The following is a 15,255-nucleotide window of genomic DNA, read 5'->3' as shown; positions in this document are numbered from 1 at the left end:
GATGGAATCGCATACCCTTATTAAATTATGTGTCATTGACGATATGAAGATGGTTGTCGATATGATTTCACAAAAAATAGCTTGGCTCGATCACCAGATAGAGATCGTCGGTACAGCATTGGACGGAGAAGCTGGACTGCGTCTGGCACAGCAGATGAAGCCCGACATTATTTTAACCGATATTCGCATGCCTCGTATGGATGGACTTGAGATGACTCAGGCAATATTGGAAGCATCACCACGAACCAAAATTATTATTTTGAGTGCGTACTCCGATTTTTCTTATGCTCAACAGGCCATTCGACTAGGAGCCTTTGATTTTGTGAAAAAGCCGTTTGCTATCGATGAAATTGTCAGTGTTGTATTGAAAGCCAAGCTGGCTTGTGAAATGGAGCACAAAGAGCAGATCAGACTTAAGGAAATGGAGCAGAAAATCAAGGAAAGCTTGCCGATCCTGAGGCAAGAATATTTGACGCTGCTGCTGCATCACCAGACGAGTGAGGCTAGTGCCAGACAGCGCTGGGAGTTTCTCGGGGTCGATTTGGAGCCGAAGGACTTCGTCATTTTCATTGTTGAAATCGATCAATTTATGGACAAGTATCAGGCGCTGCCTGTTCAGGAAATTGAATTGATCCGGTTCAGTCTGCAAAATATTATGGAAGAAACGATAACCTCGATGACGACTGGTATTATTTTTCGTGAAGCTATCAACCGTTATGTGGTTGTCATGAACTGTAAGGATGATCAGATAGCATCTGAAATTGCCGAAGCCTGCTGTTTGAACATTGCCCGTTATACGCGATTTACGGTTTCTATCGGAGTAGGGCTCGGTGTACACGGCATTCATGAACTGCCTCATTCATACCGACAGGCTTTGAATGCATTATCTTATCATTTTTATACCGAAGGCAACGGTGTATTCAGCTGTGTGAATATGGCTATCGGGCAGAGAGGCATACCGAGCTATTCAATTTCGAAGGAGCAGGACTTCCTATTCGCCCTACGCTCGGGTAACAGCGACAAAAGCCAACATTTGCTTGAAGAAATATTCAACGATCTGGTTGATATTGTTCCGCTTCCTGAGCCACAATACGTGGAAAATGTATGCTATGAGCTGTCCTCCAAAATTTTCAGGCTGATGCTGGAAAAGTTCCCCTATGAGACGGTCCATCAGATGGAAACGAAAATGAATGAGTTTAAAAGTAAAAGCCAGCCGTCGCTTCAGGAGTTTCGAGCCTTATTGAAAGAGCTCTGTCTGGAAGGCTGCGCATGGATCGAGAAAGAACGTTCGCATGAATCGATCAAGATCATTCATCAGGTCAAGGATTACATCCGGGCCAATCTGCACATGGATTTGTCGTTGGAGCATTGTTCCAGGCAAATTAATCTCAGCCAAGGCTATTTTTCTAACCTGTTCAAAAAGGTACTCGGTGTTTCGTTCCAGCAATTTGTGATTCAGGAAAAGATGGAAAAAGCCAAAAACATGCTGATTGATGATTTTCAGGTTCAGGAAATCGCGCAAGAGCTTGGTTATGAGCATCGGCGTTATTTTAGTGATATTTTCAAAAAACATACGGGCATGACACCCTCTGAATTTAAAATATCATCCCAGGGAAGAATTCAATCATGAATTTCTTCCCTTTTTGTATGAAAACCTGCCCTTAATGTTGGGTTAACCGCCTTATGTAACAGGCATGAAACACTTATAATCAATTTGTAAGCTAAAACAACGAAATAGATAAGGGGAGATCAATATGAATACAAAGCTGAATCAAAAACTGGCACTGTCTGCATTTTGTTTGTTTCTGGTAACAGGATTGACGGCATGCAGCACCACTCCGGCAGCCGATAAACCGGGAGCTGCACCTGCAGACAACAAGGATACCGCGACCAAGCCGGCAGCCAAAACCAAGCTGACCTACTGGACCGGAGATCGCCATGATGCGGACTATATTAAAGAAGTGATTGAAAAGTTCAATACAACGAATAAAGATAACATTGAGGTCGAACTCGTTGTTAAAACGGAAGACTTCAACCAGGCGATCGACTTGTCGTTTTCATCAGCGGAGACACCGGATATTATTCGTGTCAAAGAAAATACGATTCAAACCTTTTACAAGAAGCAATACCTGGCGCCAATCGATAGCTATTTAACAGCTGAGCAGAAGAAAAATTTCCCGGCAATGATTGATTTGAACAGCTTTGATGGTAAAATGTACAGCTTGCCGAACTATGGAACGACGATGCGCTTAATATACAATGTCGATTTGTTTGAAAAGGCCGGGATCAAAAATCCGCCGACAACGCTGAAGGAAATGGTTGATACCGCTAAAAAGCTTACAGAAGCCGGTAAAGCAACGGGCTCATACGGATTTGCACAAAACTTCAAAAGCCCGGAGAGTGCGTTGGGCCGTTCCGCTCGCGTTATCGCTGAGGTCAGCGGATATGGAGGCTTTGGCTATGATTTCAAAACGGCCAAATTTGATTTCAGTGGCTTTAAGCCCATCATCGAAGCCTTCAAGCAAATGAAGGATGATGGCAGTACGCTACCGGGAATGGAATCTCTCGACATCGACCCGCTTCGTGCACAGTTTGCTGAAGGCAAGATTGGCATGTACATGTCCTTCTCTTCGGAGCCGGGTGTTTACAAAAGCCAGTTCCCTGCGAAGATCAAATGGGCAGCAGCCCCAGTACCAAGCATAGATGGCAGTATCAAAGGCGCTTCAGGTTTTCTGGGTGGACAATGGCTATCGATCAGCTCCAAATCGACCAAGAAGGACCAAGCGTGGAAATTCATCAACTTCATGTATCAAGAGGAAGTATTACAAACGTATCATGAAAAGGGTTTTGGCATCTCAATGGTTCCATCCGTTATTGCAAAAGCCAAAAAACCTGATATTGGAGGAATTGAAGGCTTCCTGCCTAACAAAGTGGATGGCGTATGGCCAATCCAGCCAATCGTCAATGTCAAAGGAATCAAATACAGCGACGCCTTTTTCAAATACATGCTCAGCGGTGGCGATTTAAATGAAGTGATCACAGATTTGAACAAGCGCTATAATGAAGCACTGGCTGCCGGTGTTCAAGCGGGTGAATTTAAAGTAAGCCCTATGGCTGACTTTGATCCAGCGAAGCTTGGGGGACAATTCGCCAAATAATTTCATGCAGGGACCAATTTGGATGGGGTTCTCACCCCATCCTTCTCTATCCGAATTTATGCTATAGGAGTTGATATTTTCATGAATAAAGCAGGGAAGTACGGGTTTGCCTATAGTTTTTTGATGCCAAGCTTTATTCTGACTGTGGTATTGGGATTGTATCCGATTGGCTGGGCAATGAGATATATGTTCTACGATTATAAAGGCTATGGCAATGAAAGATTTATCGGTTTCGATAACTTTTCACAAATTATGGGAGATACGCAGTTTTGGGATTCAGTTGTCACCACATTTATTTTTGCAGGTGGGAAGGTGCTGCTGTCGCTTCCTCTGGCTCTGATTCTGGCAGTTGTACTTAACAGGGGATTACGGGGCAGGCATTTCCTGCGAGCGATTTATTTTATGCCTACGATTATTAGCTCTGCTGTTATGGCAGTCGTATTTTTTGCGATCTTTAATTCCTATAATGGTATTCTGAATCAATTTCTCATGAAGTACCAGATCATTGCGAAAAATATCGAATGGCTCGGTCCCGACTATGCACTGCTGACGATTATTCTTGTTGCTGTGTGGGGAGCTATCGGCAATTATATGCTGCTATTTCTGGCCGGTCTGCAAAATATTCCCCATGATATTTACGAAAGCTCGGCACTGGACGGCGCCAATAAAATTCAACAGTTCTGGTATATCACCATCCCGATGCTTGGACCTGTTCTGCAAATTATTATTATGTTGGCGATAATTAATGCCCTTAAAGGTTATGAAAGTATCATGGTCTTAACCGGCGGGGGACCGATAGGGAAAACGGAAGTTATGTATTTGTATGTGTATAAGCTGTTCTTCCCTGTTGTGGGTGAGGCTCAGGCCATACAGGACATCGGCTATGGCAGTGCCGTCGGTTTCGTGACAGCTCTGATCGTCGGCGTGATTACGCTCGCTTACTTTTATACGTCCAAACGTGTTAATAAAAATTTCTGATACGAAAACAAAGCATATGCTTACGAAGTTAGTTTTCTTGCGAAAACAAAGATAATGCTTACGAAGTCAGTTTTCTAACGAAAACTTTTAGGAGGTCCAATCATGAACATGCAGGCAGCTGTCAGGCCGAATACGACCGTTAACCCATCCACATTGTCCCGCATGCTTGGGCAAATCGTTTTATGGATTTTTTTGCTGGCTATTGCATTCCTAACGATATTTCCTGTATTAATCGCGATCCTCGGTTCCTTCAAAACCAATCTGGAATTGACTACAGGGGCCACTATATTCCCTTCGAATTGGATGTTCGAAAATTATGTGCAAGCCTGGAAGCAGGCCAATTTCTCTACCTTCACCTGGAACAGCATGTTTGTCAGTATTAGCACAACCGTCGGAACTCTCATTGTCGCTTCGATGGCTGCGTATGTCATTGATCGTTTGGGGTTTCCGGGTAAAAAGCTGTACATTGCCATACAAGGATGCACCTTATTTGTTTCCGTGGGTGCAGTTGTATTGAGACCGCAATTTGAATTGATGATTAGCTTGAATTTACACACATCGCTTTGGGCAGTTGTACTTATTTTGATTAGTGCGCATGCGTACATCTTTTTTATTCTGCTCAGCTTTATGAATGGTATACCGCGAGAATTGGATGAAGCTGCCACAATCGACGGTTGTTCCCTGGGTGGAACCTATTGGAGGGTAATTTTGCCTTTGTTAAGACCGGGTCTTGCTGTATGTGCTCTATTTACTTTCCGAGCCGCTTGGAATGAATATTTATTGCCCTTGGTCTTTACGATGAGCAAACCCAACCTGCAAACATTAACCGTAGGTTTGGCGAATTTAAAATACGGAGTAGCCGCAGCCTCACAAACCCACTTTATGATGGCTGGCGCTTGTCTGTCGATTCTTCCTATCCTGGTTGTCTATATCTTTGCTAACAAGTCCTTTATGCAAATGACATCGGGCTCGCTTAAAGGTTAATGTTCATCACAATAATTCCCATATGGAGGCACAACTTATGTCCAATACTCAATCCAGCATTTTAACGTCCAGCAAGCTCATTCAACGTCACCCGGCTAATCCGATTCTCGATGCTGCACGTGTTCCGTATCCAACCGCACTTGTGTTTAATGCCGGAGTGACGAAGTTCAATGGCAAATACGTGATGATTTTCCGCAATGATTATGGCTCTATAAGTGAGCAAACGATTGAACCTGCTTCTACTACAGATCTTGGGATAGCTTATAGTGATGACGGGATTCATTGGGAGGTCGGACCGAAGCCTTGCTTTAAACTGCGTGATCAAGAAATCATTCGTGCCTATGATCCGCGCCTTACAGTTATTGATGGCCGCTGCTACATGTGCTTTGCAGTGGATACCGAGCATGGAATTCGAGGCGGTATCGCTGTAACCGATGATTTTGTAAACTTTGAAATCTTAAGCTTATCAACTCCCGATCTGCGTAATATGGTGCTGTTTCCCGAGAAAATCAATAATAAATATGTTCGTTTGGAAAGGCCATTTACCGTATACAGCAGGGGTGGGGTCGACCGCTTTGACACCTGGATTTCGGAGTCTCCGGATTTAAAATATTGGGGAAATTCCGATTTGCTGCTGGCTGTAGAGGATGTAGCTTTCGCTAATGATAAGACAGGTCCTGCTGCACCTCCGATCAAAACTGATAAAGGATGGCTGACTACGTTCCATTCGGTCGATCTTGACACGACAAGAGGGAAAAATGGCTGGGAGCCGACCTGGAAAAAAAGATATTGTGCTGGTATCATGCTGCTGGATCTCAACAATCCCCGGAAAATCCTCGGTATGTACAAGGAGCCGCTGCTTGCACCGGAAGCCAGCTATGAGGTCGAAGGTGGCTTCCGCAATAATGTCATTTTCCCCGGTGGTATGATTCTTGAAGATACCGGTGAGGTAAAGATTTATTATGGTGCGGCCGATACTGTGGTCTGTCTGGCTACCGCGCATGTCGATGATCTACTTCAATTATGTCTGTCGCCACGCTAGAGTTACAAGGGAAAAGCTATAGAAGAGGAGAAGGAGAATGCTTATCATTCGCCTTTCTCCTATTTTTCGATTAAGGTGTTTAGAATCTGGATGATAAGGGTAATAAGTCAAGATGCATATCTAATTAATGGATATTGTCTAATTTATTGTAAAATACGAATTTGAGGCGGCAAAAAAGTGAAATATGTAAATTTGGGACGGACGGGTTTAAAAGTAAGTAGACTTTGCTTGGGTACAATGAATTTCGGTCAAAACACGGAAGAGAAAGAAGCGTTTCGTATTATGGATGCTGCACTGGACGCGGGAGTCAACTTTTTTGATACGGCGAATGGATACGGCGGCGAGAAACGCGGATTCACAGAAGAAATCATTGGCCGATGGTTCGCCCAGGGTGGCAGTAGGCGTGAACGCGTTGTTCTGGCCACCAAAGTGTACGGCAATATGGAAGACCCGAACGATGGACCCAATACAGAGAGCGGATTGTCTGCCTATAAAATTCGTCGGCATCTGGCAGGCTCTTTAAAAAGGCTGCAGACCGATCATATTGAGCTGTATCAAATGCATCATATAGAACGCAATGCTACATGGGATGAGCTGTGGGAAGTGTTTCAATCGTTGGTTCAACAAGGAACCGTCGATTATATCGGCTCTAGTAACTTTGCAGGTTGGCATCTTGCATTGGCGCAAGCCGAAGCTAAGGCACAGCACATTCTCGGTCTGGTTTCTGAGCAGCATAAATACAGCTTATTATGTAGAGAACCGGAGCTTGAGGTATTACCTTCGGCACAGCATCACGGTATCGGGGTTGTGGCATGGAGCCCGCTTGCAGGAGGCCTGCTTGGCGGAAATGCGCTTAATCCGCAGAAGGGCTCCAGATCATCCCACGAAAGCAATGCGATAGAGGCTAAACGGACGCAATTGGAGCGTTATGCAGCACTTTGTGCGGAGCTGGGAGAAAGCGAATCGAATGTGGGCTTGGCATGGATTCTGGCGAATCCAGCATTAACTGCGCCGATCATTGGTCCAAGAACTCAGGAGCAGCTTGAAAATGCCCTTAGAGCTGTGGACATCGTATTGACTGAGGACACGATGGTCGAGCTCAATCAAATTTTTCCCGGCCCCGGCAAGCCTGCGCCTGAAGCTTACGCATGGTGAATTCATGTTAACCAATTACCGTTAATGGTTCGTTATCCAGCAATATGGTATTCATCCAAGGAGTCTTACACGACATACTGTGTAGACTCTGTTTTTGATTATCAAGGGACACCTAATCGATTATTTAATAAAAATTTGCTGAGAGTAACCTCATAAGGTACGATGGCAGTAGGGGACATCATCTCCTTATCAAGCAAGAAGGGAAATCGTATCTATGGATTTGAAAAAACTGCGTTATTTTATAGCAGTGGCGGAAGAACTGCATTTCAACCGTGCTGCGCAAAAGCTGAACATAACCCAACCACCCTTGAGTCAACAAATTCAAGGTCTTGAAGAAGATCTCGGAGTGAAGCTCTTTGAGCGAACCAAGAGACAGGTTCAACTTACGTCAGCAGGGGCGATATTTTTGGAGGAATCCAGAAATATTGTTGCTCAATTGGAGCGATCTATTAAAATGACACAGCTTGCGAGTCAGGGAAAAGTGGGACAGTTGTCTATAGCATTTGTAGATTCGGCAGCTGGCGGTATGATGGTCAACGTTGTCAAGAAATTCCGGGAACATTATCCTGATGTGCAGCTTACTCTAACTGAAATGACATCTGCCCAACAACTGAAAGCATTACATAATGGGAAAATTCATGTAGGTTTCCTTCGTTGGGCAGATCCGTCTCCAAGTATTACCTCTCGACTCTGCACTAACGAATCACTCGTTGCCGTATTACCTGAAATGCATCCATTAGCGATACATCCAACTCTTTCCTTATCTTCTTTAGCGAATGAACCTTTTATTCTGTCTCCGCATCATATGGGGGCTTCTTTTCATGATCTCATCCTGGAGGTATGCGAGCAGCATGGATTTCAGCCTAATATCGTACAGGAAGCTGTTCAAATGTATACCATTGTAAATCTGGTCGCTGCCGGTATCGGCATTTCAATTGTACCCTCATCGGTTTGTGTCTTCCAACGTAGTGGTGTCGTATTCCGATCATTTAACGAAGATACACCGCCGGTCCCTCTCTATGCAGCCTGGAAAACAGCTAACCTTGAAACCGTTCTGGTTCATTTTTTGCAAGTGGTGGAAGAAATGGCTGATAGTCACACAAGTAAACTGGTAAGCACCGTATGATCTTATCCGGTTTTGCTGGGATCAAGCTCAACAACGTTATTTAAAATGTGATTTATTTGCCTCATGACCTCAGGATCAAGAGAGACACCAGCAGCTTTTACATTTTCCTTGACCTGCTCGGGCTTGGAGGCGCCAATAATAGCGGAGGATACTTGCGGGTTTTGTAGCACCCAAGCAATCGCAAGCTGTGGCAGCGTTAACCCACATTCTTCGGCAATCGGTCGGATTCGCTCAACAGTCTGCAGAACTTCTTTACGCAGCCATTGTCCGGCCAAACGTTCGAAGAATGGTGAACCCGCTGTGGTAGAAGCGCGGGAGCCCTCCGGTAGTGGCTTGTCTGGTGCATATTTACCGGAAAGAATACCTTGTGCCAGAGGGGACCAGACCACCTGACCGATGCCTTCACGCTCACATGCGGGAATCACTTCGGCTTCAATAACACGCCATAGCATGGAATATTGAGGTTGACTTGCAATGAAGGGAACCTTGAGTTCCTTGGCCAAAGCCGCTCCAAGCTTGATCTGTTCTGCAGACCATTCACTGACCCCGACATACAGAACCTTTCCCTGCCGCACCAAATCGGATAAGGCCAAAAAAGTTTCTTCAAGTGGTGTGGTCGCATCAAACCGGTGTGCATAATAAACATCGATGTAATCCGTTTGCAATCGTTGAAGCGAAGCATGGCAAGCCTCGATAATATGTTTACGAGATAATCCTTTATTGTTATGTCCGCTGCCTGTTGGATGAAACACCTTCGTGCACAGCTCGATCCCTTCACGACGTATCCCCTTTAATGACACTCCTAATACCGATTCTGCTCTCGTTTCCGAATATACATCAGCCGTATCAAAAGTCGTAATCCCGCATTCCAAAGCAGCGTGTACACATGCTTGCGCCGTGGTATCATCTACTTGTGCGCCATGAGTTATCCAGTTTCCCAATGCGATCTCGCTTACCCATAAGCCGCTTTTGCCAAGCTTCCGATAATTCATTCTTAATTCCTCCCTTCAACATAAATCACATTATAACAAGTGCCTTTCAATATTAAAAATATATAAATGTCGCGTTATTAATTCGATATATGAATTACTATTAAATGAATTACTATTAAATGAATCAAAAGGTATACAAGTTTAAAGCTGTGCTACAAACATGTGTTGACACAAAAGTAATTAGGTGCCATACTATGTGTATGAACAACGATATTAAAGTAACAAATGACATTAACGCTATTCCCTCGCTTGTACAATCCAAGCGTCAGATTGATCGCTATAATCTAGACATAGACGCACAGGCTGTGCTCGTCGCGTCTAGGTTGATGGCAGCGGGTGCCAAGCTTGGACATGCTTCGGAGATTCATTTCGCCAGATTCGGTTTATCAACAGGGCGGTATCGTTTACTAGCTGATCTTGAAGATAACGAAGGAGAAGTGTTACCCTCGCAATTGGCAGAGCATCTAGGTGTTACACGTGCTACAGTGACCGGTCTTATCGACACACTGGAGCGAGATGGCCTCGTTTCCCGGCGATCAAGTTCAGTCGATGGCCGTCAGAAAGCGGTCAAATTGACAGAGCAAGGAGCGAAGAAGCTCCGCGAAATGGCTAGCGAGCATTTTGCACGGCTGGAAGCTATGGTGAGCTTGCTCAGTATAGCGGAACGCAGTGTATTTCTGGACCTGCTTGGCCGAGTTACACAAGGCATTTCAGCGCTTACAGACGAACCAAGCGTGCCAAAAGAAAACATCAGTAAGGAGTAGAACGGGCTAGTTAAGCTAGCCCATTTTCACTCTTATATAGTTAGCTTCCTAATTACATGGAGCTAACAGCAATTGCTGATCAATTTAAAAGAAGAAAGGATGGATGTAACTGAATGAACAAGACAGAATACCCGAGTAAGACAGAAGGTCTTTACGACATCAAGACAGCTGATTCTGGCGCAAAGACTTTTGTACTATGGCGTGAGATTGTAATGGCTTATGCATCTCCTGCCATTATGGCGGGCATCGGGGGATTGGTCACTGCCGACAAGGGGCTCCAAATAGGGGCCTTGACCACAATCGGCGGAATGTCAGCCTTCATAGCCTTGATGCTTGGCCTTTGGTTACGCAGCCGGGGAGGCCATGTACGGTGGATCATCTGCACACCTCACTTGGTTGTGGTTGGGATGTTTGCGTTGATGGGGGCAGCATTTGGCCTATTCGCCGCTTGGACGACAACTAATTTACTGGGGATTATTATTCCGATGGATAACTTGACCTGGGTCGATCGTGTCTGGATTGATTTCCCGTTATCCGGAGTGATTGCCAGCACGATAGTAACATGGCGATGGCGTCTTGCCGTAACAACAAATTGTTCATCCAAAGGAGAAGATAAAAAATGATAGTTATTATTGGAGCAACAGGTACGATAGGTAGTGCACTTTTGAAACGTTTGATAGATCTTGGTGTGCCCGCCAGAGCGCTGAGCAGAGAGCCTGAGAAGTTGCGTGATCTGATCGGGGATAAAGGCCGATCGACAATCGAGGTCGCATCGGCCGATGCTTCCGACCCCGAATCGCTGCGCCAGGCGTTTGCAGGAGCTAGCCAGCTCTTCCTTGCCATGTCAAACAGTCCAAGACAAATCGAATTGGAGACTTCGATCATCCAGATTGCTTCCGAATCAGGAATCGAACACATCGTCAAAATATCCAGTCCTGCCTTTGAGAAGACCTCTCCAGTGGCAGTGGCGGGCTGGCATTACGAAATCGAGAAAACCTTGTGTGAATCGGGCCTAACCCACACTGTGCTGCGCCCCTATGCGTTCATGCAAAACTTACTGCGCTTTGCACCAACGATCACAACCCAAAATGTTTTCTTCGGATCCATGGGAGATTCTCTCTGTAACTTCATTGACTGTCGCGATATCGCAGATGTAGCTGCAGAAGTTCTAACCAATCGCGAAGTATCAGGCCAAATATATACGCTTACGGGTTCAGAGATTTTTAGCTATTCCCAGATCGCCGGTCAACTATCTACCCTGCTTAATCGGCCGATAAGCTACATCAACTTGGACCCACAAGTACTACTCAGCAATCTGATCGAACACGGACATATGCCTCCTTGGCTAGCGAACCACGTTGTGGAAATTCAAACCATGTCTACGGTGATACCGGAAAAGCCTACGGACACTGTAAAGCGCTTGCTCGGTAGAGATGCCCGCAGACTAGACGCTTTTCTGTATGAGTATGTAGAAAATTTCCGGTAGGGGTTCCGCCTCACAGCCATCAAATCATGAATTTACAATACCCCCAAATTATCTAATCTTCTTCCTTTTGGGGGTAACTACAGTCTGCGATTAGCTCCAAGACTTGTTTTTACAACTGGTGCACATTAGAAGGAATCTATATCATCAGCTGACTTTTTTGCTGTTTAGCTTCGTGTATCGTTTCTTCTTTTTTAGGATGATTTTCTTCTTGAGCTTCATTACTTTAACTTTATTCAGCACGCGAATGCCACGTTTCTTTCTTCGGTTTACCATCTTCTTTTTTGTTTTACGTTTACGTATGGGTTGAGGTATAGGTTGAGGTATAGATTGAGGTATAACTTCAGCTAAAGTTTGCTCAAACGGTTCTGAACACTCGGGCTTTTCTGGTTCTGGGATGAAACCGAAGTTTACCAATTGAATATCCAGCTCTGACAGCTTCTCGACAATTCGTTGATTCGTAAAAACATGCAGCTCCTTAGCTCTCCCATCCGTCCATACTGAATAAGCTCTGACATCATCGTCCACATAGCCAGGGTGACACATCAGCTCAGTGATACCATCAGGAAGATGATCCAGATAGCGGATTAAACGGTCAACACCGTCATTTGTATCGTAAGTATCGAGAATCAAGTAATCCGAGCTGCGAAAGATTTGTCTGTCTTCTATGATCAATGGATGGAGACGCATCGGAATTTGCAGACGAATTGAAAGGTCTTTCAGAGCGCGATACACGAGCTCCGAATCGATATGGATATGATGATGGGAGTCCAGATGGGTAGGATATAAACCACTGGCAATGAATCGTTTAAATTGAGCTTCCAATTCGGTAATGATATGCGCTTCAGTCCATTTACTTCTATCCTTCGAAAAAACACCTTTAGGATTAACTAGAGAAGAAACCTTTTGTTGATTAGCAAGCGGTTTACCATAGGTCAGATTAAAATGTAAACCAACTCCCAATGAGGTTGTTTTCTTCGCAAGGGTAACGGCATCTTGGAACCCAGGCATGTTGCACATTAAGGTTGTACTGGATACAGTACCCGCATGATAGGCTTCGATAATACCTTGATTGATACTTTGGGAAAGTCCAAAGTCATCTGCATTGATAATGAGATATTTAGTCACAACGAATCCTCCCTCCATATAATTAATAGTATTAATGATTTATCTGATTAATTGATTATTTTGCAATTCCTGAAGCAGGCATTCGGAGCCTACAAGCTCGGTTTCGTATTTATTATGCTATGTATTACGCTACTATCAGGGAAGGGTATCAACCTACTTGACTGTCCATTTTGCACCGTAGGTTTGGTTGGTTTCCAGACGGATTCGTATTTTTGTCGACAGTCGTACACAGCGAGCAAAATTGTACTTTAAAACGGACTGTGCTACCATATTCTTGATTGCGACGAATTTGACGAATAGGAGATAGAGGATGCAGATTGCAGCTATTATACTTGGAGTAAGTATCTTATCATTGTTATTGTTTTTACGTTATTATCCTGCTTTCGGAGCAAAGTGGTCTGGGGATAAGGTTGTCAATGAGGTGGATATTGGATCTAACACGATACCGGGAACAACCCTGTCCATCCTGAAGGATTTTATCAGAGGAAATCCGAATAGTAAGCCAAGCCAGCCTATCTCGATATTTCCTGCTGATCTTGGACGAAGTCAGGAATCGGGGACACGAGTTGTCTGGTTTGGACATTCGGCTTTTCTCATTGAAATCGATGGCAAGACATTGCTGCTGGACCCTATGTTCGGTAAAGCACCTACGCCATTTCCCTGGTTTGGTAATCAGAGGTACAGCAAGCAGCTTCCGATCGATATTGACCAGCTTCCACCGATTGATGCTGTCCTACTGTCACATGATCATTATGACCATCTGGATTACGGCTCCATCCAAAAACTGAAGCATAAGGTTGGCAGCTTTTATACGCCGCGTGGAGTAGGAAGACATTTGGCAAGATGGGGTGTGGATCGGAGTAAAATCCATGAATTCAACTGGTGGGAAGAAACGGAGGTCGCGGGCTTAAAGTTCGTATGTACCCCTGCGATTCATTTTTCTGGAAGATACTTATTGGACAATAACTCGACCTTATGGTGTTCGTGGGTTATTGCCAGTTCTGAGCATAAGCTGTTTTTCAGTGGAGACAGTGGTTACGGACCCCATTTCAAAAAGATAGGGGACACCTATGGACCTTTTCACTTGACAATGATGGAATGTGGTCAGTATGATGAGAGATGGCCAGCCATACATATGCTGCCAGAGCAAACCGTTCAGGCGCAGCTCGATGTGCAAGGTAAAGTGATGATTCCGATCCATTGGGGAGCTTTCAAGCTGGCCTTCCATGATTGGACGGATCCGATTGAACGTGTGATCCAGGCGGCCAAAGAACGAGGAGTAGCCATAGCCACACCAAGAATCGGTGAAGTCGTTGACGTAAATACTTCTCAATATCCAGCTGCTATTTGGTGGAAATCATACATATAACATCCATATACTCGACATTCGTATACAAAATTTGAGCTTTACCTGCTGCAAAACGTAGATTTTGCAGTGTTTTTTTCACCAATAAAATTACGCTAAATTGATATTTAGCGTAATTACTCTTTAAACGAACGGAGATAATTAGTATGGACCGTATATACCCCGATGAAGAGCTCCTGGAGCTGTTTGATATTTGGATGAAGGACCAAGGATTTACCGCTCAAACGCAAAAAGCCTATTTGGGTGACGTGCGATTATTTTTGGCTGCTGTAGCTCCTAAATCACTGGGTAAGCTGGAAGCTTTGGATGTGATGCGGTTTCTCACGCAGATGCGTCAGGGAGGAGCAGGGGATTCGACACGTAATCGTTATCTATCCTCGATTCGAACTTTTTTCAATGCATTAATTGAGCATAAATATGCGGACAACAATCCGGCGCTGCATTTAAAAAAATCAAAGGTCGAGAGAAACTCGCTGCCTTCATATTTGGATGAGCACGTGCTGTCCGCATTTTTGGAATCGATCGAAGGAAAATACCAGATTCGGAATGTCGCGATGTTTTTGCTGATGAGTTATGCGGGTTTACGAGTAAGTGAACTGCATCGATTGAATATAGCAGATTTTAACCGTTCCTCGCACATGCTGCAGGTATATGGAAAAGGGCGCAAATGGAGATCCGTTCCGCTGCCGGAATCCTTGGTTCAAATTTTGATCATGGCCTTGACCGAACGAATTGATCCGAGAAAAACGGTCGAGCAGGCGTTTTTCGTATCCCAATTTGGCCGCCGCATTTCCACCCGTATGATCCAAAAAATCGCGGAAGCGAATTTTGCCCAATTGAAGACCGAATTTAGTGAGCTGCAAGGAAAGTCATTCTCCAGCCACAAGCTCAGGCATACCTTTGCTACTATGCAGGTGATCGCAGGAACAGATATACGAACTCTGCAAGAGCTGCTCGGGCATGCCAGTATACAAACCACACAAATTTATACGCATGTGGGAGACAAACAAAAGCAGGAAGCGATGAATCGGGTTGTGCCTAAGCTGCCGAAATCTGTGCTGAGAGGGACTGGCGGTTGA

14 protein-coding genes are annotated in these 15,255 nt (G+C 44.7%); 12 read left to right on the top strand and 2 right to left on the bottom strand.

Annotation, left to right across the window (positions count from 1 at the left end; genetic code table 11):
• Position 1 precedes the first annotated feature (1 nt).
• The 7 genes from BK127_RS24380 to BK127_RS24350 all read left to right on the top strand — a co-directional run bounded on the left by BK127_RS24380 (position 2) and on the right by BK127_RS24350 (position 8,443).
• Positions 2-1,630, top strand: a complete 1,629-nt coding sequence (locus tag BK127_RS24380) for a response regulator (protein WP_076234126.1) — start codon at positions 2-4, stop codon at positions 1,628-1,630.
• Between the two features lie 124 nt (positions 1,631-1,754).
• Positions 1,755-3,158 carry an ABC transporter substrate-binding protein gene (locus tag BK127_RS24375; RefSeq protein ID WP_076234125.1) on the top strand — a complete coding sequence of 468 codons (1,404 nt, stop codon included), beginning with the start codon at positions 1,755-1,757 and terminating at the stop codon, positions 3,156-3,158.
• A gap of 81 nt (positions 3,159-3,239) precedes the next feature.
• The gene (locus tag BK127_RS24370; RefSeq protein ID WP_076234124.1) at positions 3,240-4,136 is read left to right on the top strand and encodes a carbohydrate ABC transporter permease; all 897 of its coding nucleotides are present in this window, start codon (positions 3,240-3,242) and stop codon (positions 4,134-4,136) included.
• 162 nt (positions 4,137-4,298) lie between these two features.
• Positions 4,299-5,120 (top strand): carbohydrate ABC transporter permease, encoded by an 822-nt coding sequence (locus BK127_RS24365; RefSeq protein WP_076234203.1) that lies wholly within the window; start codon positions 4,299-4,301, stop codon positions 5,118-5,120.
• 37 nt (positions 5,121-5,157) lie between these two features.
• Positions 5,158-6,162 carry a glycoside hydrolase family 130 protein gene (locus BK127_RS24360; RefSeq protein WP_076234123.1) on the top strand — a complete coding sequence of 335 codons (1,005 nt, stop codon included), beginning with the start codon at positions 5,158-5,160 and terminating at the stop codon, positions 6,160-6,162.
• A 177-nt stretch (positions 6,163-6,339) separates the two neighbouring features.
• Positions 6,340-7,317 (top strand): aldo/keto reductase, encoded by a 978-nt coding sequence (locus tag BK127_RS24355; protein ID WP_076234122.1) that lies wholly within the window; start codon positions 6,340-6,342, stop codon positions 7,315-7,317.
• A 214-nt stretch (positions 7,318-7,531) separates the two neighbouring features.
• Complete coding sequence (locus BK127_RS24350) at positions 7,532-8,443, top strand: LysR substrate-binding domain-containing protein (protein WP_076234121.1); 912 nt, start codon at positions 7,532-7,534, stop codon at positions 8,441-8,443.
• Between the two features lie 2 nt (positions 8,444-8,445).
• Here BK127_RS24350 and BK127_RS24345 read toward each other — a convergent pair whose 3' ends face one another.
• Entirely contained in the window at positions 8,446-9,435 is a 990-nt protein-coding gene (locus BK127_RS24345) for an aldo/keto reductase family protein (RefSeq protein WP_076234120.1), read from the bottom strand.
• Positions 9,436-9,635: 200 nt separating this feature from the next.
• Between BK127_RS24345 and BK127_RS24340 the strand changes: the two genes are divergently transcribed.
• The 3 genes from BK127_RS24340 (at position 9,636) to BK127_RS24330 (ending at position 11,685) form a co-directional block, all read left to right on the top strand.
• Entirely contained in the window at positions 9,636-10,199 is a 564-nt protein-coding gene (locus BK127_RS24340; RefSeq protein WP_076234202.1) for a MarR family winged helix-turn-helix transcriptional regulator, read from the top strand.
• A 212-nt stretch (positions 10,200-10,411) separates the two neighbouring features.
• Positions 10,412-10,822, top strand: a complete 411-nt coding sequence (locus BK127_RS24335) for a hypothetical protein (RefSeq protein ID WP_305954321.1) — start codon at positions 10,412-10,414, stop codon at positions 10,820-10,822.
• On the top strand, positions 10,819-11,685 hold the full coding sequence (locus BK127_RS24330; RefSeq protein ID WP_076234118.1) for an SDR family oxidoreductase: 867 nt from the start codon (positions 10,819-10,821) through the stop codon (positions 11,683-11,685). The genes BK127_RS24335 and BK127_RS24330 overlap by 4 nt, the downstream gene beginning before the upstream one ends.
• A gap of 144 nt (positions 11,686-11,829) precedes the next feature.
• Here BK127_RS24330 and BK127_RS24325 read toward each other — a convergent pair whose 3' ends face one another.
• Positions 11,830-12,810 carry a carbohydrate deacetylase gene (locus BK127_RS24325; protein WP_076234117.1) on the bottom strand — a complete coding sequence of 327 codons (981 nt, stop codon included), beginning with the start codon at positions 12,808-12,810 and terminating at the stop codon, positions 11,830-11,832.
• Between the two features lie 310 nt (positions 12,811-13,120).
• Between BK127_RS24325 and BK127_RS24320 the strand changes: the two genes are divergently transcribed.
• Both BK127_RS24320 and BK127_RS24315 read left to right on the top strand, forming a co-directional pair.
• Positions 13,121-14,179, top strand: coding sequence for an MBL fold metallo-hydrolase (locus BK127_RS24320; RefSeq protein ID WP_076234116.1), 1,059 nt, complete (start codon positions 13,121-13,123; stop codon positions 14,177-14,179).
• 143 nt (positions 14,180-14,322) lie between these two features.
• Positions 14,323-15,255: a tyrosine-type recombinase/integrase gene (locus BK127_RS24315; RefSeq protein WP_076234115.1), complete on the top strand. Its 933-nt coding sequence runs from the start codon at positions 14,323-14,325 to the stop codon at positions 15,253-15,255.

The sequence above is a fragment of the Paenibacillus sp. FSL H7-0331 genome (genome assembly GCF_001956045.1).
The sequence above is the reverse complement of the archived record's forward strand: the minus strand, read 5'-3'. Positions and strand labels throughout refer to the sequence as shown.